At 64.8% G+C, this 21,202-nt stretch carries 18 protein-coding genes; 9 read left to right on the top strand and 9 right to left on the bottom strand.

Annotated features, from left to right (window positions below; genetic code table 11):
* Positions 1-355: 355 nt before the first annotated feature.
* Positions 356-1,201 carry an oxidoreductase gene (locus SM191_RS12930; protein WP_341506551.1) on the top strand — a complete coding sequence of 282 codons (846 nt, stop codon included), beginning with the start codon at positions 356-358 and terminating at the stop codon, positions 1,199-1,201.
* Positions 1,202-1,228: 27 nt separating this feature from the next.
* Here the strand turns inward: SM191_RS12930 and SM191_RS12925 are convergent, their stop codons facing one another.
* Genes SM191_RS12925 through SM191_RS12915 form a run of 3 tightly spaced genes read right to left on the bottom strand, consistent with a single transcriptional unit; the run spans position 1,229 to position 3,913 of the window.
* A complete protein-coding gene (locus tag SM191_RS12925) occupies positions 1,229-1,954 on the bottom strand; it encodes a phosphocholine cytidylyltransferase family protein (protein WP_341506550.1) in 726 nt (241 codons plus the stop codon).
* Between the two features lies 1 nt (position 1,955).
* The gene (locus tag SM191_RS12920; RefSeq protein ID WP_307000460.1) at positions 1,956-3,047 is read right to left on the bottom strand and encodes an inositol-3-phosphate synthase; all 1,092 of its coding nucleotides are present in this window, start codon (positions 3,045-3,047) and stop codon (positions 1,956-1,958) included.
* The gene (locus tag SM191_RS12915; RefSeq protein ID WP_341506549.1) at positions 3,044-3,913 is read right to left on the bottom strand and encodes a CDP-alcohol phosphatidyltransferase family protein; all 870 of its coding nucleotides are present in this window, start codon (positions 3,911-3,913) and stop codon (positions 3,044-3,046) included. Before SM191_RS12915 ends, SM191_RS12920 begins: the two co-directional genes overlap by 4 nt.
* Positions 3,914-4,131: 218 nt before the next feature.
* Here SM191_RS12915 and SM191_RS12910 point away from each other — a divergent pair, with 218 nt between their 5' ends.
* Complete coding sequence (locus tag SM191_RS12910) at positions 4,132-5,709, top strand: amidase (RefSeq protein ID WP_341506548.1); 1,578 nt, start codon at positions 4,132-4,134, stop codon at positions 5,707-5,709.
* Between the two features lie 52 nt (positions 5,710-5,761).
* On the opposite strand, the gene SM191_RS12905 is transcribed toward SM191_RS12910, so the two are convergent.
* Positions 5,762-8,908, bottom strand: a complete 3,147-nt coding sequence (locus SM191_RS12905; protein WP_341506547.1) for a TonB-dependent receptor — start codon at positions 8,906-8,908, stop codon at positions 5,762-5,764.
* A 59-nt stretch (positions 8,909-8,967) separates the two neighbouring features.
* Between SM191_RS12905 and SM191_RS12900 the strand changes: the two genes are divergently transcribed.
* Positions 8,968-9,114, top strand: coding sequence for a hypothetical protein (locus SM191_RS12900; RefSeq protein ID WP_341506546.1), 147 nt, complete (start codon positions 8,968-8,970; stop codon positions 9,112-9,114).
* A gap of 292 nt (positions 9,115-9,406) precedes the next feature.
* On the opposite strand, the gene SM191_RS12895 is transcribed toward SM191_RS12900, so the two are convergent.
* Positions 9,407-11,500 (bottom strand): alpha-glucuronidase family glycosyl hydrolase, encoded by a 2,094-nt coding sequence (locus SM191_RS12895; RefSeq protein WP_341506545.1) that lies wholly within the window; start codon positions 11,498-11,500, stop codon positions 9,407-9,409.
* A gap of 115 nt (positions 11,501-11,615) precedes the next feature.
* Between SM191_RS12895 and SM191_RS12890 the strand changes: the two genes are divergently transcribed.
* From SM191_RS12890 to SM191_RS12880, 3 genes are read left to right on the top strand one after another with little or no spacing between them, the layout of a single operon-like run.
* Entirely contained in the window at positions 11,616-11,753 is a 138-nt protein-coding gene (locus SM191_RS12890) for a hypothetical protein (RefSeq protein ID WP_307000473.1), read from the top strand.
* Positions 11,754-11,763: 10 nt separating this feature from the next.
* On the top strand, positions 11,764-12,975 hold the full coding sequence (manD, locus tag SM191_RS12885; RefSeq protein WP_267433416.1) for a D-mannonate dehydratase ManD: 1,212 nt from the start codon (positions 11,764-11,766) through the stop codon (positions 12,973-12,975).
* A gap of 1 nt (position 12,976) precedes the next feature.
* Complete coding sequence (locus SM191_RS12880) at positions 12,977-14,293, top strand: MFS transporter (protein ID WP_341506544.1); 1,317 nt, start codon at positions 12,977-12,979, stop codon at positions 14,291-14,293.
* 49 nt (positions 14,294-14,342) lie between these two features.
* On the opposite strand, the gene SM191_RS12875 is transcribed toward SM191_RS12880, so the two are convergent.
* Positions 14,343-16,526: a catalase gene (locus tag SM191_RS12875; protein ID WP_341506543.1), complete on the bottom strand. Its 2,184-nt coding sequence runs from the start codon at positions 16,524-16,526 to the stop codon at positions 14,343-14,345.
* 116 nt (positions 16,527-16,642) lie between these two features.
* Positions 16,643-17,704 (bottom strand): SDR family oxidoreductase, encoded by a 1,062-nt coding sequence (locus SM191_RS12870; protein WP_341506542.1) that lies wholly within the window; start codon positions 17,702-17,704, stop codon positions 16,643-16,645.
* A 91-nt stretch (positions 17,705-17,795) separates the two neighbouring features.
* Between SM191_RS12870 and SM191_RS12865 the strand changes: the two genes are divergently transcribed.
* Complete coding sequence (locus SM191_RS12865; RefSeq protein WP_307000483.1) at positions 17,796-18,176, top strand: winged helix-turn-helix transcriptional regulator; 381 nt, start codon at positions 17,796-17,798, stop codon at positions 18,174-18,176.
* On the opposite strand, the gene SM191_RS12860 is transcribed toward SM191_RS12865, so the two are convergent.
* Entirely contained in the window at positions 18,147-19,082 is a 936-nt protein-coding gene (locus tag SM191_RS12860) for a Gfo/Idh/MocA family protein (RefSeq protein ID WP_341506541.1), read from the bottom strand. The two genes, SM191_RS12865 and SM191_RS12860, sit on opposite strands and share 30 nt — an antisense overlap.
* 62 nt (positions 19,083-19,144) lie before the next feature.
* Here SM191_RS12860 and SM191_RS12855 point away from each other — a divergent pair, with 62 nt between their 5' ends.
* On the top strand, positions 19,145-19,717 hold the full coding sequence (locus SM191_RS12855; protein WP_341506540.1) for a sigma-70 family RNA polymerase sigma factor: 573 nt from the start codon (positions 19,145-19,147) through the stop codon (positions 19,715-19,717).
* Positions 19,710-20,384, top strand: a complete 675-nt coding sequence (locus tag SM191_RS12850) for an anti-sigma factor (RefSeq protein WP_341506539.1) — start codon at positions 19,710-19,712, stop codon at positions 20,382-20,384. The genes SM191_RS12855 and SM191_RS12850 overlap by 8 nt, the downstream gene beginning before the upstream one ends.
* A gap of 1 nt (position 20,385) precedes the next feature.
* Here SM191_RS12850 and SM191_RS12845 read toward each other — a convergent pair whose 3' ends face one another.
* Positions 20,386-21,195, bottom strand: coding sequence for a transporter (locus SM191_RS12845; RefSeq protein ID WP_341506538.1), 810 nt, complete (start codon positions 21,193-21,195; stop codon positions 20,386-20,388).
* Between the last annotated feature and the right edge of the window lie 7 nt (positions 21,196-21,202).

Genomic DNA, 21,202 nt, shown 5'->3' with positions numbered 1-21,202 from the left:
CGGGACGGGCGGGAACCGGCTTGGGACGCGGCGCGGCGGGAGCGGTGGTCTCGACCGTGATCGGTACGGCGGCTGGCGCCACGGGTTGGCTGACGGTGGGTACGCATGCGGACGACAGGAGCACACAGGCGAGCAGAATGGTGCCGCCGAGCAGCGATTTCGATACCAACGCAACTTCCCCTTTTCGGCGTCTTGTAGCGGTCCGTCGGGAAAGCGACACCCGATCCCTTTTGTGTTCGACGCTCCTGTCGGTCCGCTCGTCGCAGGGCAGCGTCGATGACGACGAAAAGCCGAAAAATGCCGGAACATTCGCGCCGCGCATGGCTTGGCGGTCCGAACACCGAAAGGCTCATCCATGTCCTCGTCCACACCCATCTGGTTCATCACGGGCTGCTCGACCGGCTTCGGTCGCGAACTGGCGAAGCTGGTCCTGAAGCAGGGAGCGCGGGCGGTCGTCACGGCGCGGCGGATCGGCGATGTGGCCGATATCGTCGAGGGGCATCAGGAGAAGGCGCTGGCGCTGGAACTCGATGTGACGAACGACCAGCAGATCGCGGCGGCGGTGAAGGCGGCACAGGAGCGGTTCGGCGGGATCGATGTGCTGGTGAACAATGCGGGCTATGGATATCAGAGCACGATCGAGGAAGGCGATGACGACGCGATCCGCAGGCAGTTCGATGTCAACGTCTTCGGTCTGTTCGCCCTGACCCGTGCCGTCCTGCCCATCATGCGGGCCGCGCGCCGGGGGCATGTCATCAACATCACGTCGGTGGCGGGGCTGATCGGCTATCCGGGTTCAGGCTATTACGCGGCGTCGAAACATGCGGTGGAGGGCTGGTCCGATGCGCTCGCGGTCGAAGTCCAGCCGCTGGGCATTCACGTGACCTGCGTCGAGCCCGGCCCTTTCCGGACCGACTGGGCAGGACGTTCACTTCAACAGACGCCCAGCCGGATCGCGGACTATGCCGAGACGGCGGGCAAAAGGCTGGCGAGCACGCGGGACATCAGCGGCTCCCAGACGGGCGACCCGGTCCGGGCGGCCGAGGCAATGATCGCGATCACGCAGCAGACGAACCCGCCTCGCCATCTGGTGCTGGGCCGCTGGGGCTTCGACGCGGTCACTGATCGGCTGAAGCAACGTCATGCCGAGATCGAAGCGAACCGCGACCTCAGCCTGGGTGCCGATTTTCCCGAAAGCTGAGCCTTGGCGGTCAAGGCCGCCGGGGCATCATGCCGCCCGGCGGCTGGCCGGGGTTCCGCTGCGAAGCCACGCCTCCGCCTTGGCCTGAGCGGGTTGGTCGTCGACGTCGATCCAGTCGACATCGCTGCAATCCAGCGTACGGGCCGTCCCTTGCTCCGCCAAGACGCGCATCCCCTCGGTCAGCGAGGGGGCATCGAGCCCATGGAGGGCGTCGAACAGACTGTGTCCGATGGCAAAGACGCCGGTGTCGAAACAGTCATAGTCGCCCAAGCCCTTGCCGATCGCGACGATCCGCTCGCCCTGGGTCCGGACGCAGGTGACGTCGTCCAGATCGACCCAGTCGCTGTCGATCCGACGATCGATCGCCAGCCGGGCCCCGCCACCCGAACCCGCTTCGGCGGTGCGCCGATAGAGTTCGGGATCGGCAAGGTGATCGCACATGGCGAGCAGCGCGTCCCGGCCGGCGAGCAGAGGTTCGGCCGCCAGCAGCGATACGCCGTTGGGCTTGCGATAATCCGCGACCCGCACCGTCTCCACGGCGATCGGCCAGTTTCCGGTGGCGAGGTGGCGCTCGATGCTTTCCGCACCATAGCCGAGCACCACCACCGCTCGCCGCAATCCCGCTATCGCCAGCCCGTGCAGTGCATGGTCGATCAGCGCCCGGCCGCCCACATGGCACAGCGGCTTGTACGGGGCGACGGAACGCAGGCGGCTGCCTTCGCCCGCCGCCAGCAGGATCGCGGTGTCGATCATCTTACTGGATCGTGATGAAGTCTTCGACCGCCTGCGCGGCAAGATCGTCGGTCATCTGCGTCCGGGGATGCTTGCAGAAATAGGCAGATGCCGCGTCGATCGGACCGGCCAGGCCACGATCCTTGGCCAGCTTGGCGCAACGGATCATGTCGATGGCGACGCCCGCGCTGTTCGGGCTGTCCTCGACCGAGAGGCGGAGTTCGAGGTTCATCGGCACGCCGCCGAACATCGAGCCTTCCATGCGCAGGAAGCACACCTTGTTGTCGTTCTGCCACGGCACATAGTCCGACGGGCCGATATGGACATTCTCATCGTCCAGCCGCTCGGCGGCGACCGACTGAACCGCCTCGGTCTTGGAAATCTTCTTCGAGGCGAGGCGGCGATGGTTCGACATGTTGAGGAAGTCGGTATTGCCGCCGGTGTTCAGCTGATAGGTGCGCTCCAGCTTGACGCCGCGCTTGGCGAACAGATCGGTCAGCACGCGGTGGACGATGGTCGCGCCGAGCTGTGCCTTGATGTCGTCGCCGATGATCGGCACGCCCGCCGCTTCGAACTTCGCCGCCCATTCGGGGTTGCTGGCGATGAAGACGGGGATGTTGTTGACGAAGGCGACGCCCGCCTCCAGCGCGCATTCGGCGTAGAATTCGCTCGCCTTCTGGCTGCCGACGGGCAGGTAGTTCATCAGCACGTCGGTCTTGGACTCGCGCAGCGCCGCGACGACCTCCTCCTTGGTCGGTTCCGGCGCGTCGGCGAGCAGGAAGGTGCGGTCGTCCTGATACTCGGCCATATGCTCGGCCACGCCGTCCAGGATCTTGCCCATGCGCACGGTCGCACCGGTCGTCTCGATCGTTTCGCAGAAGATGGCGGTGCAGTTCGGCTTGGCGAAGATCGCCTCGGCCACGTCCTTGCCCACCTTGCGGGTGTCGACATCCCAGGCCGCGACGACCTTGATATCGCTGGGCCGATAGCCGCCCAGGTCCCAGTGCATCAGGCCGATCGTATCATTCGCCCCGTCGCGATAGTGCGACAGTCCCTGAACCAGTGAGCTGGCACAATTGCCGACGCCGACCACAGCGATATTGATGCTCGTCATTGGGTGTTCATGTCCTTCGAGTGGATCAGGTTTTGTTGATGGAAAGGGGTGTCGGGCCGGATCAGGCGGCGCTCCACCTGGCGATGCCAGACCAGCCCGATGAGCAGGACCAGCGTCAGCGGCCCGAGTTCGGCCCACCAGAACCAGCGGGGATCGCCCGCCAGACAGGCGAGGAAGATGGTATAGATGCGGACATTGGCGCTCAGCAGGCTCATCAACCGCATCGGTGGGACGGCCGCGACGCCATAGGTGGTGGCGAGCGACATGGGATCGCTCTGACGCCCCAACGCCACGTCGAAGCGTCCGGCAAAGCGTTCCAGCGTCCCCGCGACCCAATCATAACAGCGGACCAGCGGGTTGCGGCTGTGCGGCGTAGCGGCGGGGGCGGTCAGCCCCTTGCACCGGCGGTGGAACCGCGCCCGCTCGCTTTCATAATAGTTGGACTGGACGGCATGGGCCGCCCCGGCGGCGATCGCGAGCAGCCAGCCGCCCGGCGTTCCGATCGACCAGGCCAGAACGATATAGATCAGCGCAAAGACGCCATGGTCGCAAAGTCCGTCCAAGGCCCGGCCCAGCGGACTGGCCGTGCCGGTCGCGCGGGCGATCATGCCGTCCAGCCCGTCGGCGATCAGCCAGCAGATGGAGAGGATCAGGCCAAGCAGGACGAAACGCCAATCCTGCCACTGGGCATAGCTGAGCGCCGCCGATGCTCCGAGAAGCAAGCCGCCGACCGAGACCGTGTTGGCCGATATTCGCCGGGCAACGAACCAAGGCAGCAGCAAATCGGCCGCTGGGTGTACGATCCAGAGATTGGTCGGATCCTCGATCCGGCGATCCCGCGACCGGTCCGGTGGGGGACGTGTCATGCAGATGTCACATACAGCGCCTCCCCGATGTCCGGCAAGCGATTTGCCTGCACTTCCAATAAAAAGACCGGCCGCGTCACTTTCCGGGCGCGCGACGAAGCCGGGGGACGTTCAACGCCATCCATTAAGGCTCGCTTTCGTGAAGGACGCGAACAATCAACGACTTGTGCGAGGTGCCGTCGCCGCTAGCTTGGGCGGCGGATAACGGGGGGAAGGTCATGCGCGACTTCATGCTCGGACTGGCGATCACGGCTTCGGTCCTGGCTCAGCCCGCGGCGGCGCGGCAGGTGAAGGTCGAAGAGGTATCGATCGACCAGTTGCAGGCAATGATGGCCAAGGGGCAGGCGACCAGTGCCGATATCACACGCGCCTATCTGGCCCGGATCGCGGCGATGGATCGCAAGGGCCCGACCTTGCGCAGCGTCATCGCGCTCAACCCCGATGCCGTGGCGCAGGCCCGCGCACTCGACGAGGAACGACGGCGCGGCGGGGTTCGCGGACCACTGCATGGCATTCCGATCCTGATCAAGGACAATATCGAGACCGCCGACCGGGTCGCGACGACGGCGGGCAGCCTTGCCCTGGCCGACAACGTCACCGGCCGCGATGCGCCGGTGGTCGCGATGCTGCGGCGGGCGGGGGCGGTCATCCTGGGCAAGACGAACCTGTCGGAATGGGCCAATATCCGCTCGACCCATTCGATGAGCGGATGGAGCGCGGTCGGCGGGCTGGTGCGCAACCCCTATGCGCTCGATCGTACCGCCTGTGGCTCGTCCTCGGGTTCGGGGGCCGCCGTCGCGGCGAGCTTCGCGGCGATCGCGGTCGGCACCGAGACCGATGGATCGGTGGTCTGCCCCTCGTCGGTCAACGGCCTGGTCGGGTTCAAGCCCTCGATCGGTCTGGTCAGTCGTACCCATGTCGTGCCGATCAGCCATAGCCAGGATACGCCGGGCCCCATGGGTCGCAGCGTCCGAGACGTCGCGACGATGCTGTCGGCCATGGTGGGCCGCGATCCCGCCGATCCGGCGACGGCGAAGGCCATGGCCCGCGACTATACGACCGGCCTGTCGACCAGCGCCTTGTCGGGAATGCGAGTCGGGGTGATCCGGCCCAAATCGATGTCGGCACCCCTGCGCGAGCGGTATGATCAGGCTCTGGACACGCTCAGGGCGGCGGGTGCCATTCTGGTCGATGTGACGGTGCCCGAACTAAAGGGGCTGGGCGATGCCGAACAGACCGTGCTGATGACCGAGTTGAAGGCCGATCTCGACGCCTATCTCGCCACCACGCCCGCCGCCGTGAAGACACGGACACTCGATCAGGTCATCGCCTTCAATCGCGAGCACGCGGTCGAGGAAATGCCGTTCTTCGCACAGGAATTGTTCGAGCAGGCGGCGAAGACAAAGGGCTTGAAGGATCCCGCCTATCTCGAAGCCCGGCGGACATCCCTGCGGCTGGCGGGCGAGGACGGTATCGATGCGATGTTGAAGACGGCGCGCGTGCAGGTGCTGGTCGCGCCGACCTATGATGCGGCGTGGCTGAGCGATCCGATACAGGGCGATCAGTATGACGGACCCTCGGCCTCCGAACTGCCGGCGGTGGCGGGGTATCCGCATCTGACCGTACCGATGGGGCTGGTCCGGGGAATGCCGGTCGGCCTGTCCTTCATCGCTAACGGAGATGCCGACGCGGTCGTGCTGGGGGCGGGCTATGCCTATGAACAGCGTGCCAGGGCCCGGCAGGCGCCGCGCTATCTGCCGCAGGCCGATGTGGGGAAGGGACTGGACGGACGGTAAGAAAAAGGCCCCGGCGGGAACCGGGGCCTTTCTTGTTCGGGGCGAGGCGCGGTTAGAAGGTTCCGCGCAGGCCGATCAGGAACTGGCGACCGGGCTTGTACTGGGTGAAGGTCGCATTCTCGAACTGGAAATAGGACCGCAGCGTCGCATTGGTGAAGTTGGCGACGTTGATGGTCAGCTGCGGCGCGCCGGGGATACCGAAAATCTTGTCGAGGTCGAACGCCGACGAGAAGTCGTAGGTGGTATAGTCGGTCCCGAACAATGCGGCGGCGGGGATGCCGTTCTGCGCCGCGCCGCTATTCTGCGATCCCTGCCGCGAGGTGGTGGCGACGCGCAGCATCACGCCGTTCTTCTCGTAATAACCGGTGATGTTGTAGGTGAACGGCGCGACGCCGAAGGCGATGGCCGGGCCGTCGCTGCGCTGGTCGACGATCGTGGCGTTGGCGTTGAAGCCGAAGCCCGTGATGCCGATCGCGCGGGTCAGGAAGTCGAGCGGCTGGACCCACTGGAACTCCAGGCCATTGATGGTCAGCTTGTTGGGCACGTTGACCTGCGACGTGACCTGGACCTGCGCCTGACCAGGCCCGCCGCGCGCGTCGATCGCGATCTGCTGCGTCGGGTTCAACGTATCATAGGTGATGCCATACTGCGCCAGGTTGGAGAAGGGCACCGTGTTGATCGCGGTCGTCGTGAAACCCTCAATCGACTTGCGGAAGGCATTGAAGCTGACCACGCCCTCACGACCGGTATAATATTCGAAGCCCAGGTCGAGATTGGTCGACAGATAGGGCGCGAGCGCCGGGTTGCCGATCGACGCCTGATCCGCCGAGGGCGCGCCGAAATTGACGCCCGGAAGCTGCGCCGACGGATCGGGCCGGGTCATGGTGCGCGATCCGGCGACGCGGACCACCGCATGTTCGCCGACATCATAGGCGAAGGTCGCGGCGGGCAGCCATTCGGAATAGACGTTGCGCGTCTCGGCGATGTTGACGATGTTCGGATAGCGGCTGCCATCCGGGAGCGACCCGCCGCCCGCCGGCGCGTTGCGCGGATCGGGCAGCGAGACGCGGCCCGAGATGGTCTGGATCGTGTTGACGTAGCGCAGGCCGACATTGAAGCGTAGCGTGTTGCCGCCCAGGTCCTGCGCGCCGTTCAGGGTCGCGAAGGCCGACTTGACGACTTCGCGGATGAAGCCGCCGCTGGCGCCGGTGTTCGCCGCACCCGTCTCCGGCGCATTGTCATGAAAATACTGGTAGTTGCTGGCGGCGGCGAAGGCGGGCCAGTCGACCGTCACGAATCCGGCAGGGCCCGGCTTCAGATAGCTGGGTGCGGCGCTGTTGGGGATCAGCGATCCACCATAGCTGACCTGGCCGTTCGTGCCCGTGCTGAAACCCGTGCCATAACCGGGATAGGTCGGATAACCGGCGGGCGCCGCGCCGGGGGCGTTCAGCCCTTCGCACGGCGGCTGGGAGTTGGGCGAGGGAACGGCGACGTTGGGATTGTTGCCGCACACCGCATTCTGCCAGAACTGGCTGTTGTCGAAACCGCGGATCTGGCGCGACGTGTTGTCATAGGCACCGCCGACCTTCAGGTTCAGCGCGGTGTCGCCCCAGGTCAGGTCGCCCCGGAACCCCTTGTTGATGTTGAGTCGGCGTTCGTCCTGAAGGTTGACGCGACTGCCCGCATACCAGCCGAAACTGTTCGGATCGTTCAGATCGAGCGCGCTGGTGATCGTCGGCAGGCCGCCATCGTTCGAATAGGTGACGGTATTGCCCACGCCCAGCGGCGTGGTCATGCCGACGGTCGGGCTTTCGCGGTGGAAGGTCGAGCGCGCGTAATTGCCCTGGAAGTTCAGCTTGAGCTTGTCGGCGATCTCCCACTCGCCGCCAGGATTGACGCTCCAGAGGTGTGTCGTCTCGGTATAGGGACGGAATTCGTTGAAGAACTGGACATTGGCGAAGGTGCCACCGGTGACCGTGCAGCCCGCGCTGCAATCCGCCTTGTCGAACGTCAGATTGGTCGGGATGATCGCGCCGTTGCGGACGATCCACGCCATGTTCTCCCGGGTCAACTCGTTCTTCTTGTAGCCATAGAGGCCATCGACATAGAAATGCAGCGTATCGGTCGGGCGATACTCCGCGCTGACGATCGCGTTTACGCGGTCGCGCGGCCCCCGGATGCTGGTGAAGCGACCAAGACGCGGCAACAGGCCGTTGTCGATCTGCTGGATCGTCGCGCCCGGATTGTTGGCTAGCAGGAAGGCGGAGTCGATCGTCGTACCAGGGACCAGCCCACCCCCGGCCCCGTTCGGAACCACCGCCGGGATCGTCCAGTTGCCGCCGCCGGTGCCGTTGCATCCGGTCGCCGCGCCACACTGCGCGGCGGTCAGGGCAGGGTTGGTGTAGCCGATCGTCTCATACCCGCGCGTATCGGTGAAGATACGCTGCGCCGAGACGCCCGCCAGGATGCCGAAGGTGTCGTTGCGCCAGCTTCCGATCAGCGATCCACGCGCGCCGATGCGATCTTCCGGCGTCTGCTTTGTGCCCTGGATGTTATAGGCCAGGAACGGGCCGTTGCGGTCGAACGGCCGGGCCGAGCGCAGGTCGATATTGCCCGCCGCGCCACCTTCCAGCAGGTCGGCGGTGTAGCTCTTGTTCACGGTCAGCTTGGTGAACAGGTCGGTCGGGAAGAAGCTGAGGTCGACCGAGCGGTCGGTGCCTTGCGCATCGGTCGCGCCCGACGAAGCCACGGCGATCGGCGCGCCGTTCAGCGTGACGTTGGTGAAGTTCGAGCCGAGCCCGCGAATGGCGACGTTGGTGCCTTCGCCGGTCACGTCGCGGGTGATCGTGACGCCGGGAATGCGGTTGAAGGATTCCGCGATGTTCGTGTCGGGGAACTTGCCGATATCCTCGGCGAAGATCGAGTCGGTGAAGCCGGTCGAGGCGCGCTTGGCATTGGTCGACTTGGCAAGGCTGGAGCGATAGCCGGTGACGACGATATCCTCGCTCGGCGTCCCCTGGGTCTGGTCGGTCTGCGGCGCCGGCGGCGTCGAGGGGCCGTTGTCCTGGCCATCCGCCGGGACCTGTTCCTGGGGTGGGGGAACAGCTTGGGCCAGGGCCGTAGAGGCGGTCACCGCGCCGACCGCCGTGGCGCACAGCAGCGTCAGGCGGCACAGGCGGATATGGGGTGTGGATTTCATGTCAGGTCCTCTCTGTCGACCCGCTGCCGTTCGTCGCGGCATGCGGGGGCATTCATGTGATGATGAAGATGATCGAAGCGCCGCGATCAGGCGGTGGAGGCGGGTTGTCGTCGAAAGGGCGCGCGGCATCGGTCGAAGCCGGAAATGCTATTGCCCTGGAAACCATTCCGCTTCCCCCTCATGACCGTCTGGCGCGGCATTGCTGATAGCGCTATCGATATGCCTATCGGTCAGGAAGTCAAATGCAAATTGGTTAGGCCGAACTGGGGAGCAGGAAATTCACAATTAAGTCACGATCGGGCGCGGCGTAGGGCTTGCTTCGATCCTACATGATCGTGATTGCGCAAGAAAAACATGCATTATCAATGAGGGAAATGCGCTTCACGTGATCGGACGGACCAAACTGCAATCGTTGGTCATATGAAAAGGCTTGGCGATTCGGCTGGCGTGCAACGACGCTGATGACGCTCATTGGTCCGTCCGCAGACCCTGTCATTTCTAATGGGCCTGACCAGGCGCATATGGAAATTGCTGCGATCTGTACCACGCCAGATCATGCTCGGGGGGGCGAACGCCCGAGGGAAGCGGGCGATGGTTGACCGACATCCAATAGGCCAGGCTCGCATCCCGCCACCAGCGCGCCTCGCGTCCCTGAACGGCGAGATAGGTCGCGGTCTTCTGCCAGCGCTCCGTATCGATCCGGTCGCGTAGGCTGTCCCACTGCCGCTGCATCTGTTCGACATAGGCGACGCCCCGATCGTAACGCGCGACCAGATTTGTCCATAGGGTCTGCCCATTGGCCATGCGCCGGTCCCATGACACGTGATGGAACCAGAGGAGCATCGACTCCGGCGTCGTCTCGGGCTTGGCGAATGCCCTGGCGATGGGCCCGGCATATTGGCCGACCGCGTTGCTGCCCGACGCAGTCCGATCGAATCCGATCCCGGTGGCGTCGGCCCGGTGATAATAGACGGGGTTCCATTCCGGCCGTGCCAGTTCCGACACCCAAGGGCCGGGCCCATAATGGTGGCCGGTCGCCATCAGGTGCGCCAGCCCGAATGCGCCGGTATAGTCGACGACCGCTTCGCGCGATCCCATCATCATGGCAGTGATCGTGTCGACGACCTGGGGATCGGTGCCGAAGGTCTGCGCGACCCATGCGCGGGCGATCCCCTCCGCCGACAGGTCGGGGTCCCAGGCGAGGCGGCCGAAGGCATACCAATTGGCTTGGTTGAAGGTCGATCCGCTCCAGTCCCGGTCACGCCCGATATTCGCGACGCCCGCCATGCCCGACAACTTGTGATGCTCGGCCTGCCCGTCGACGACATTGGCCACCGTCTCGCCCGGCTTCTGCCCGGTGCGGGCGTCGAGTGTCTCCGTAAAGAGCGGGCCGAGATAGGCCAGGTGGGTCGCGAAGCCGAGATACTCCTTGGTGATCTGGAACTCGATCATCAGCGGCGTGCGCGGCATGGCGCCGAACAGGGGGTGGAAAGGCTCGCGCGGCTGGAAGTCGATCGCGCCGTTCTTTACCTGAACCAGCACATTGTCGGCGAATTTGCCGTCCAAAGGCTTGAATTCGGTATAGGCCTGCTTCGCGCGATCCTCGGGGTCGGTCTCGGCATAGACGAAAGCCCGCCACATCACGATACCGCCATGATCGCGCACGGCGGCGGCGAGCATGTTCGCGCCGTCGGCATGGCTCGCGCCATAATCGCGCGGGCCTGGCTGGCCCTCGCTATTGGCCTTGACCAGAAAGCCGCCGAAGTCGGGAATCGCGCGGTAGATTTCGTCCGCCTTGGCCTTCCACCAGGCCGCGACCGCCGGATCGCGCGGGTCGGCGGTCTTCAGTCCCCCGAGTTCGATCGGCGCGGAGAAGCGGACCGACAGGTAGACGCGGATACCCCATGGCCGGAACACTTCCGCCAGCGCCGCCGCCTTGGCGATATACGCGGGGGTTAGGCTGTCGGCCTTGGCGTTGACGTTGTTGAGGACCGTGCCATTGATTCCGATCGACGCATTGGCGCGGGCATAGTCGGTATAGCGCGGATCACGAAAGTCGGGGAGCGTCCACCAGTCCCAGAGCGATTGCCCGGCATAGCCACGCTCCACCGATCCATCCAGATTGTCCCAGTGGTTGAGGACGCGCAGTTTCACCTTGGGGCTGGAGCGGAGAGTTAGAGCGTCGGTTTTGCCGCCCGTCGCAAGATGGCGGATGAGCGCGAATGCCCCATATAGAACGCCTCGATCGCTATTGCCCGCGATGAAGAGGACCCGCTGCCCGTCCAGCGTCACATCGCGAATCAGATAGCCCTCATCACCCAGATTTTCGGCGGTGAGGCGCAGTGACTGAAGACCGGAAGCCGACGTGGTTCCGATGACAATGGGCGGTGTAACGGCCGAAATGTCGCGTCGAAGCTCCGACTCCGCCAGGCGGAGGGTGGGCGTATCGCCTAACCGCTTTATATTTATCTGTCTGACCGATGAAGGGGCTGGGCGCAGCCAAAGGGCATAGCCATCATCCGCACGCGCAGAAACCGGTAGCGTTGCCAGCGGGATAGACAGCGCTCCCAGCAATAGACGTATCCGGTTCATGCCATTCTCTCCCGCTGCACCGCCGATTGACAAGCTGGCGCTTGATCATCACGGTACCGCTATCAGACCAATTGGCAAGTCGATTGAACGACTTTTGGACAGAGGAGAGGGTGCGATGGCCCATAAACCGGACCTGCCCCACCGGGTGGTGGCGATGAATGCCCCCGCGCACGCCCTTCGCGCCTCGTCCGCCCATGGGTTTCTCGATGCCGCTCGCGGCGACGCCATCGCCGTCGTCATCGATATTGCCTGAAGGACCGTTCATGCCCAAAATTGTTGCCGCCCGCCTGATCGTGACTTCGCCGGGGCGCAATTTCGTCACGCTGAAGATCGAATGCGACGACGGCACCACTGGTCTGGGCGACGCGACGCTCAACGGACGTGAACTCGCGGTGGCCAGCTATCTCCAGGATCATGTCATTCCCTGCCTGATCGGCCGCGACGCGCATCGGATCGAGGATATCTGGCAGTATCTCTACAAGGGTGCCTATTGGCGGCGCGGCCCGGTAACGATGACGGCGATCGCGGCGGTCGACATGGCGCTGTGGGATATCAAGGGCAAACTCGCCGGCATGCCGGTCTATCAACTCCTTGGCGGCGCATCGCGCGAGGCGTGCCTCGTCTATTGCCACGCCAACGGCACCACTATCGAGGATACGATCGCCACCGCAATCCGTCACCGGGACGAGGGTTATCGCGCGATCCGTCTGCAATGCGGGGTGCCGGGGCTTGCTTCGACCTATGGCGTCGCCAAGGCGGGGCAGCGCTACGAACCCGCCGATGCCGATCTGCCGAGCGAGAGCGTCTGGTCGACCGAGAAATATCTCCGGATCGTCCCCGAACTGTTCGCCGCCGCGCGTGAGGCTTTGGGTTGGGACGTGCATCTGCTTCACGATGTCCACCACCGGCTGACCCCGATCGAGGCCGGGCGACTGGGTAAGGATCTGGAGCCCTATCGTCCCTTCTGGATCGAGGATGCGACCCCTGCCGAGAACCAGGACGCCTTCCGCCTGATCCGCCAGCATACCACCACGCCGATCGCGGTGGGCGAGGTGTTCAATTCGATCTGGGATGCCAAGCATCTGATCGAAAACCAGTTGATCGACTATATCCGCGCGACCGTGGTCCATGCGGGTGGCCTGACCCATTTGCGGCGGATCGCGGCGCTGGCCGATTTGTATCAGGTCCGCACCGGCTGTCACGGCGCGACCGATCTGTCGCCCGTCACGATGGCGGCGGCGCTGCACTTCGGCCTGTCGGTGCCCAATTTCGGCATTCAGGAGCATATGCCCCATACCGAGGAGACGGATGCGGTCTTCCCGCATCATTACCGGTTCGAGGACGGCATGATGCATCCTGGCGACGCGCCGGGCCTGGGGGTCGAGATCGACGAGGAACTGGCGGCGACCTATCCCTATAAGCGCGCCTATCTGCCGGTGAACCGCCTGGAAGACGGCACGCTGTGGAGCTGGTAATATGAGCGACCTGACCCAAGCGGCCGAGACGGCGCCCGACACCGCCGCCCAAGCCGTCCCGCCGCCGCGCGGTCGCGTACGATGGGTCATTTGCGGCCTGCTCTTCGCGGCGGTGGTGCTCAGCTATATCGACCGGTTGGTGCTGGGGGTGCTCAAGCCGCAGCTTACCGCGCTCTATGGCTGGACCAATAGCGGCTATGGCGACATCACGGGCTATTTCCAGGTCGCCTATGGCTTCGGCTTCCTGTTGTTCGGCTGGCTGATCGATCGGATCGGGCCGCGTGCGGGGTATCTGGTGGCGATGGGGGCGTGGACGGTCGGGCATTTCGCCCAGACGCTGGTCACCTCGACCACCGGTTTCGCCATCGCCCGCATTCCGCTGGCCTTTGGCGAGGCGGGCACCTTTCCCTCCGCGCTGGCCGCCGCGTCGCAATGGTTTCCGAAGAAGGAGCGTGCCTTTGCGATCGGTATCTTCAACGCCGGGGCGAATGTCGGGGCGGTGGTCACGCCGCTGCTGATCGGTTTCCTCATCGCCGATCTGGTGCTCGACTGGCGCTGGGCGTTCATCATCACGGGGCTGTTCAACCTCGTCTGGCTGACCGCCTGGTGGCGGCTCTACCATCCGCCGCACGCCCATCCGCGGATCACGCCCGAGGAACGCGCCTGGATCGAGGCGGAGCCGGTCGAAACCACGGGCCGCGCGGGGTTCCTGACCGTCATGCGGCACCGGGAAGCCTGGTCCTATATGACCGGGCGCTTCCTGATCGATCCGGTGTGGTGGACATTCCTCTTCTGGCTGCCGGACTTTTTCCACAGCCGCTATGGCTATGACCTGAAGAGCTTCGGGCCGCCGCTGGTCGCCATTTACATCATGGCCGATGTCGGGGCGATCGTCGGCGGCTGGTATTCTTCACGCCTGCTCAAGCAGGGGATCGCGACCGGTCGGGCCCGCAAGCGGGCGATGTTCGTCTGCGCGCTGTTCGCACTGCCGGTCATGTTCGCGGCGCAGGCCAGCAGCATCTGGATCGCGGTGGCGATGATCGGTCTGGCCTGTGCCGCGCATCAGGGGTTTTCGACCAATTTGTTCGCACTGCCCGGCGATCAGTTCCCGCGTTATGCGCAAGGGACACTGATCGGCCTTGGCGGGTTCGCCGGCGCGACAGGCGGGTTCATCGCGTCGAAGGCGCTGGGCGTCCTCCTCGACCGGGTGGGCAGCTATCAGCCCTTCTTCATCGCGTGCGGCATGGCCTATCTGGTCGCACTGCTGATCTTCCATCTGCTCAATCCGCGCTACCGGGACGTGCGGATCGCGACGTAAGTGCGGACAGGATCCCGGCGGCGGGCCGGGATCCTGTCCCTGGCGAGCGTCAGGCGCTGACGTTCAGCGACGCGGCGTCCAGATCGACCTCCAGTTCACGCGGCCAGAAGCGCAACTCGCCGCATTTCGCGACGAATGCCTTGGCCTCCTTCGCCTTGGTGAGGGCGATGAAGCCCTCATCGCGGTCCGTCACTCCGGCGGCCTGGAACAGCGCCTCTGCATCGGCACTGTGACCGATGAACTTGCAATGCGCGAAGGCGTCCGCGACGAAGTCCTTGGCGGTCGCATCCTTGGCCAGCATCGTCACTCCGGCCGAGGACGGCAGGACGGCCACTGCGTCGTACAGCACCGAGGGGCCGCCATCGATCTTCTGCTTGGCCGCGACGCTGGTCCCGTCGTCCAGCGTCACGCCACCGATCTTGGGCGCCACGACCTCCCACAGACCGCCCACGGCGTCGAGCGCCTTGGTCAGCCCGGCGAACAGTTCGGCACTCGACCCGTCGGTCAGCAAAATGCCCATCTTGCGCCCCTTGAAGTCGTTCGGACCGTTGCCGACGATGCTCAGCTTGGGCGATGGCGAAAGTTCGAGGGTCGGCTTGGCCGCCTTGGCGGGTTCCGGCAGGTCGAGCCCCAGGCCATCCGCCACGGTCGCCGCCAGACCTTCGTCGATCAGCCGCAGGTGGGAGACGGCACGGGCGCGGATATCGACGCGCTCGACCTTCGAAAGTTCGAATACCAGGGCGTCGCCGATATGCTTCTGTTCGATCGGTAACTGGCTGACGAAGAACTGACGTGCCTGGCTATAATGGTCGGAGAAGGTCTCCGCCCGGATACGCTGCTTGGTGCCCTGCACCTCGGCGGGGTAGCTGCGATAGCCGATGGTCGGATTTTCACGCGGGCCGCCGTCCGGACCCCAGCTATTGGGCTCGTAATTGGCGCGCCCCTTGGGATTGTGCATCGCCATATGGCCGTCTTGCTGGAAATTCATCACCGGACAGCGCGGCGCATTGACCGGGATATGGGTGAAGTTCGGCCCGCCCAGTCGCTTCAACTGCGTATCGAGATAGGAGAAGTTGCGCCCGTGCAGTAGCGGATCGTCCGAGAAGTCGATGCCCGGCACGACATTCTGGGTGCAGAAGGCGACCTGTTCGGTGCTGGCGAAGAAATTGTCCACATTTCGGTTGAGGGTCAGCGTCCCGATGATGCGGACGGGAACATCCTCTTCCGGGATCAGCTTGGTCGAATCGAGGTGGTCGAAGGGCAGCTTGTCGGCCGTTTCCTGATCGAACAGCTGCACGCCCAGATCCCATTGCGGGAAGTCGCCGCCCTCGATCGCCTGCCACAGGTCGCGGCGGTGGAAATCGGGATCGGCGCCGTTGATCTTGACCGCCTCGTTCCACAGGACCGATTGCAGTCCCTGGCGCGGTTTCCAGTGGAATTTGACGAAGGTCGACTTGCCCTCGGCGTTGACCAACCGGAAGCTGTGGACGCCAAAGCCCTCCATCGTGCGGAAGGAGCGGGGGATCGTCCGGTCGGACATCTGCCACATCACCATGTGCCACGCCTCGGGGCTGAGGCTCGCAAAGTCCCAGTAATTGTCATGCGCCGACTGCGCCTGGGGAAAGGCGCGGTCGGGTTCCTGCTTCACGGCGTGGACGAGGTCCGGAAACTTGATCGGGTCCTGGATGAAGAACACCGGGATATTGTTGCCAACGATATCCCAGTTGCCCTGCTTCGTGTAGAATTTGACGGCAAAGCCCCGCACGTCGCGGGCGAGGTCCATCGACCCCTTGTTGCCCGCCACGGTCGAGAAGCGGACGAAGACCTCGGTCTGCTGCCCCACCTCGCTCAGCACATCGGCACGGGTATAGTCGGCCAGGCTGTCGGTCAGCTCGAACACGCCGTGCGCGCCATAGCCGCGCGCATGGACGACGCGCTCGGGAATGCGCTCATGATCGAAGTGGAAGATCTTCTCACGCAGGATGAAGTCTTCGAGCAGCGTCGGGCCGCGCTCACCGGCGCGCAGGCTGTTCTGGTCATCGGCAACCGGCACGCCCTGCTGCGTGGTCATCGTCCGTGCGGGGTCCTCGGTCGTCTGATGCGTTTCCCCGCCATGCCCCTGGGGTTCGGCATAATGGGTCGGCATCTCGGCACCGGCGGGGAGGGGCGGGGCCTTGGCGGGCGTTTCGCCCTTGAGCTTTCCGGCATCGCCCTTGCTGCTCTTATTCGCCATGCTGCTGTCTTTCGCTATTGATCGGGATCATCCCGTCAACGCGCGAACCCCGACTTCGCCCGACATTTAAATGATTGATATGCGTCAAGTCGGGTTCGGCAGTGGACCTCGATGGTTCAGGGGATCAGGCGATTTTGGCGGAGTTGCTCGAAAAGGGCGTAGAACGCATCGTCGGTCGGTCGATAATCGGCGAAGCCCAGGCGACGGCTCTTGCTCATGTCGGTCACCACTTCGATCGGGCGGCCGAGGTCCGCGTCGGTGTGCCATGGCGAGGCCAGCCGGTTAAGATCCTGCTCGACCAGCCCATTGCGTTCGGCGATCCGACGCCAGAGCGCCGCGTCGTCCGCCATCTGCTGTTCCAGAGGACGGACCGTGCCGTCGAAGGGGGCAGGCGTGACCCCGAACCACTCGGCGATACGGCCCCACATCCATTGCCACCGAAAGACATCGCCATTGACGACATTGAATGCTTCGTCATGTGCTGCTTCCGTCTCGGTTGCCCAGAGGAGATGGCGGGCGAGTTGTCCGGCGTCGGTCATGTCGGTCAGCCCGGACCACTGCGCTGCGGAGCCCGGAAAGGTGAAGGGCCGCCCCGTCTCGCGGCATAGCGTCGCATAGACGGCGAGCGTCGTCCCCATGTTCATCGCATTGCCCACGGCCAGCCCAATGACCGTATGGGGCCGGTGGACGCTCCAGGTAAAACCGTCGCGGGCGGCGGCGGCGAAGACCTCGTCCTCCTGCGCATAATAGAAATTCTCGACGTCCAGCCGCCCCTGTTCCTCGCGGAAAGGCGTCTGCGGCAGCGTGCCCTTCCCATAGGCTTCGAACGGGCCGAGATAATGCTTGAGCCCGGTGACCAGCGCGACATGGCGTGGCCCCTTGGGCTTGGGGAGGCCGTCGAGCAGGTTGCGAACCATGGCGCCGTTCACGCGGATATTCTCCGCCTCGCTGTCCTGGCGCAGCCATGTGGTAATGAAGACGGCATCGGGGTTCAGGTCGCGTAACGCCTCGTCCGTGGCGGTCGCATCCTGCAGGTCGGCTGCGACCGGACGGACGCCGTTCTGTTCGCGAGGGCGACGGGCGAGCCCGTGAACGTCCCAACCCTGTTCCACGAGCAGTTTCGCCGTCGCGCTGCCCACGATACCGCTCGCGCCCACCACCAATGCCGTTTTCGTCATGAAGAACTCCTTGTCGCCAGAGAGTTAGGCATGGCTGGACAGGTGTTCCAGAAGGCACCATCTGGTGCCCTGGGTACCAGGGAGTAACCATGTGAAGCCAGGCACGGCGGACGACGAATGGCGGGAAGACTGCGCACCCCGGCGCGTCTTGGAACTCTTTGCCACCAAATGGACGAGCATGGTCCTGCACACCCTCCATGCCCGCCATCAGGGGGCGGCGCGGACCGGCATATTGCTCCGCAGCCTGCCGGGCATCTCGAAGAAGATGCTGACCCAGACCGTCCGCGACATGGAAACGAGCGGCCTGATCAGCCGTCACGTCCAAAGCGCGATCCCGCCGATGGTCGAGTACCGCCTGACGGAACTGGGCCGACGCTTCGTGGAGCCGGTGGAGCTGCTGTACGGCTGGGGCCGGGACAATGCCGACGCGCTGGACCAGTTGTTACCGCGCCCCGGTTCCCGACGCGGTTAGCGGCCTTTCGATCGAACGCTCCGCGTGCAGCGTCACGGCTTCGCATAGGGCGTGGGTGGCGATGATCGCATCCGCCTGGGTTCGGCCGCCGTCGCGCACCGCCGTCAGGAAGGCGGTGCACATCGCCTCGAATCCGCGTTGTTGCCCGACCGGCGTCCAGTCCCCCCGGCGATGGCGGCATTCGGTACCATCCATATGGACCTGCTCGGAAATGTTGAGAACCGAGCGCCGCATGCCGTTCCCCATCGCATCCAGCCGCTCCTCGTTCAGCCCGCTGTCCCGGTGCATGGACCCGATCGCGGTAAAGTCCCGACCCGCCAGCATCAGGGTGACCGCCGTCAGCATACCGCGGTCCACCTGGGTTTCGATCGACTGTCGTTCCACCGCCCCCGGCGCCAGGAAGAGAAGCGTATCAATGACATGGATGAAGTCGTCGAAGATCACCCGGCGCGGCGTATCGGGCTGTCTATGGCGGTGCTTTTCCATGACGATCAGGTTCGCTGACGATCCCCGGAGCTCGGTATAGCTGGGTGCGAAACGGCGATTGAAGCCGACGCTTAGTAACGTCTGCTGTCGCTCGGACAGGGCCACCAGTCGCTCGGCCTCCGCCAGATTATCGGCGAGCGGCTTGTCCACGAATGTCGGGATGCGACGCTCCAGCAATGTGCGGACCAGCGCGGGATGCGCTTCGGTTGCGGCGTGAACGAAGGCGGCGTCGAAGGCCGCGCCATCGATCGCATCCGCAAGGCTGTGATGCAAGGATGCGGCGTGGAAGGCCTTGGCCGCATGGTCGAGGACCTGCGCGTCGCGGGTCACCAGATGCAGTTCGATGTCGGGCCGGGTGCTCAATATCGGCAGATAAGCTTTGCGCGCGATATCGCCCAAACCGATGACCAGCACGCGCATTTCCATCTCCCTCGCCATCATGACGGATTGCGCCACCTATCCCGAATGTCTACCAAATTCGGGTGCATCCTGTCCCATCCGATCCTATCGAGGCGCGCGTCAAATTATGCGACGCGCTGGATCGTATCGGGTCGGAGGACCGGGACGCGCTGAGCGACCTTTACCGGATGACGTCGGCCAGGCTGTTCGGCATATGCCTGCGCATCTGCGGTGATCGCAGCGCGGCCGAGGATGTCCTCCACGATGTCTATGCGACGATCTGGAAAAGGGCCGGGGCCTATGAGCCGGGGCCCGCAAGCCCGATGGCCTGGCTCGCGACGATCGCGCGCAACCGTTCGATCGATTGGGTCCGGGCGCGGCGCAAGCGTCCCACGTTGCCGATCGATGAGGCGGCGGAGATCGCGGACGATACACCCGACCAGGCCCTGACCGCTGAACGGACCGAAACCGCACGGCGTCTGCACGAATGCCTGGAGGCGCTGGAGGGGCGGCAAAGGGACGCTATCCGAACCGCCTTTTTCGACGGCAAGACCTATGCCGAACTGGCCGATGCCAAAGGAGTGCCGCTCAGTACGATGAAGAGCTGGGTCCGGCGCGGGCTGATGCAGTTGCGGGGGTGCGTCGGTGATGACTGAGCCCGATCCCGACATGATGGCCGCCGAACTGGTGCTGGGTTTGCTCGACGGCGAGGAACGCGCGGAGGCGCTTCGTCGCACCCTATCGGATCGCGATTTTGGGCGGGAGGTGGATTGGTGGCGCCGTCACCTCGGCGATCTGTTCGACGAGTATCGCCCGGTCCAGGCACCGCAGGATATCGTAGATCGGATCGCGGCACCGCCACCTTCCGCCTCACGGCGCCCGCTATGGGCGGCGGTTGCCGTGGCGATGGCGGTTGCGGCTGTCCTCCTGCTTCTCGTGCTCCAGCGACCGGAGCCGGTTTCACTTCCCCGGCCTGAGGCTCCATCCTCGAACGTCATGATCGCCGCGCTGGCGCCGAGCGACAAGCGCCTCACCCCGACCGGCGCGACGGTCGATACGGATCGGGGTGAGATTCGGGTCGCCGCGACCGAGCTGGCACCGCCGGACAAGGCCGCACAGCTCTGGATCATTCGGGATGGCACGCCGCGGTCGCTGGGGCTGCTGAACCGGGCGGGAGCGACGCGGATCGCGCTTCCCATCGGCGAGCGGGCGAACCTTCGGAGCGGGGCCGTGCTGGCCATTTCGATCGAGCCGCCAGGCGGATCGCCGAAGCCGGTGCCGACCGGTCCGGTCGTCGCCACCGGCACGCTCGCAGCAACCTGATCTAGAAGAGCAGCGCCCCGCCGGTGACGAGGCGCAGGCCGGGAGAGGCGTGATTGAGGCCCGCGACGGCCAGAACGTCCAATTGCATGACCTTTGTCGGTCGCCACGCAGCGGACAGCGCGGCCAAGGCCATCGTTTCGTGCTGATCGGGTTCGTTGTCGCGCTCCAGCGATAGCTCGGCGGTCGCGGTGACCTTTTCGGTGAATTTGTAACGCAGCCCGGTGATCTCGCTATAGGCCAGGTGTCGACCCATTCCCGACTGATTGGCGGCGGCATCCGCCTCGCCGGTCAAGGCGATACCGAGTTTCTCGGTCAGGTCATATTGGACCGGCACGATCACGCCGGTCGACGAGGTCCCCGCACCGACGGGATAGCGGCCGGTAGGGGCGGTCACATAGGCCTGGACACCGGCGGAAAAGGCCTTGCCCTTCTGCCCGGCCAGATGCTGGCGGATCGCGAAGGTCAGATCGCCCGTGCCCGTCACGCTATCGATGCTGCCGTCGGCCTTATCCCGCGTGCGATCGCGGCCATAACCCACCCAGTCGAGTTGCAACTCGGTGTTCTTGCCGACGCCCACACGGGTCAGGATATCGGCGGTGACGATCCGGTCCTCCCGCTGGTCGGGTTGATCGTCGCGTTGCCAGTCCAGGGTCGAAACCTCGACATGGACGCGACCGGGCTCTGTAGTGCAACTGGAGCCGCCGATGCTCGGGCGGGTGGGGCAAAAGCGGGGTTCGTCATCTTCGGCGAACACGGGCGCTGCGGCGAGCGTCGCCATGACGCCGGCCGCCGCCATCATCGTACGTGCCACCCGCATC

The organism is Sphingomonas sp. 2378, from assembly GCF_038084995.1.
Lineage (GTDB): Bacteria > Pseudomonadota > Alphaproteobacteria > Sphingomonadales > Sphingomonadaceae > Sphingomonas.
Note: the sequence above shows the minus strand (reverse complement) of the source record. Positions and strands in the feature narration are given on the sequence as shown.

Bases quoted from the DNA above. Each gene is read 5' to 3' on its own strand.
- SM191_RS12930 (WP_341506551.1), top strand. From the start codon at position 356: ATGTCCTCGTCCACACCCATCTGGTTCATCACGGGCTGCTCGACCGGC.
- SM191_RS12925 (WP_341506550.1), bottom strand. From the start codon at position 1,954: ATGATCGACACCGCGATCCTGCTGGCGGCGGGCGAAGGCAGCCGCCTG.
- SM191_RS12920 (WP_307000460.1), bottom strand. From the start codon at position 3,047: ATGACGAGCATCAATATCGCTGTGGTCGGCGTCGGCAATTGTGCCAGC.
- SM191_RS12915 (WP_341506549.1), bottom strand. From the start codon at position 3,913: ATGACACGTCCCCCACCGGACCGGTCGCGGGATCGCCGGATCGAGGAT.
- SM191_RS12910 (WP_341506548.1), top strand. From the start codon at position 4,132: ATGCGCGACTTCATGCTCGGACTGGCGATCACGGCTTCGGTCCTGGCT.
- SM191_RS12905 (WP_341506547.1), bottom strand. From the start codon at position 8,908: ATGAAATCCACACCCCATATCCGCCTGTGCCGCCTGACGCTGCTGTGC.
- SM191_RS12900 (WP_341506546.1), top strand. From the start codon at position 8,968: ATGATGAAGATGATCGAAGCGCCGCGATCAGGCGGTGGAGGCGGGTTG.
- SM191_RS12895 (WP_341506545.1), bottom strand. From the start codon at position 11,500: ATGAACCGGATACGTCTATTGCTGGGAGCGCTGTCTATCCCGCTGGCA.
- SM191_RS12890 (WP_307000473.1), top strand. From the start codon at position 11,616: ATGGCCCATAAACCGGACCTGCCCCACCGGGTGGTGGCGATGAATGCC.
- manD (WP_267433416.1), top strand. From the start codon at position 11,764: ATGCCCAAAATTGTTGCCGCCCGCCTGATCGTGACTTCGCCGGGGCGC.
- SM191_RS12880 (WP_341506544.1), top strand. From the start codon at position 12,977: ATGAGCGACCTGACCCAAGCGGCCGAGACGGCGCCCGACACCGCCGCC.
- SM191_RS12875 (WP_341506543.1), bottom strand. From the start codon at position 16,526: ATGGCGAATAAGAGCAGCAAGGGCGATGCCGGAAAGCTCAAGGGCGAA.
- SM191_RS12870 (WP_341506542.1), bottom strand. From the start codon at position 17,704: ATGACGAAAACGGCATTGGTGGTGGGCGCGAGCGGTATCGTGGGCAGC.
- SM191_RS12860 (WP_341506541.1), bottom strand. From the start codon at position 19,082: ATGCGCGTGCTGGTCATCGGTTTGGGCGATATCGCGCGCAAAGCTTAT.
- SM191_RS12850 (WP_341506539.1), top strand. From the start codon at position 19,710: ATGACTGAGCCCGATCCCGACATGATGGCCGCCGAACTGGTGCTGGGT.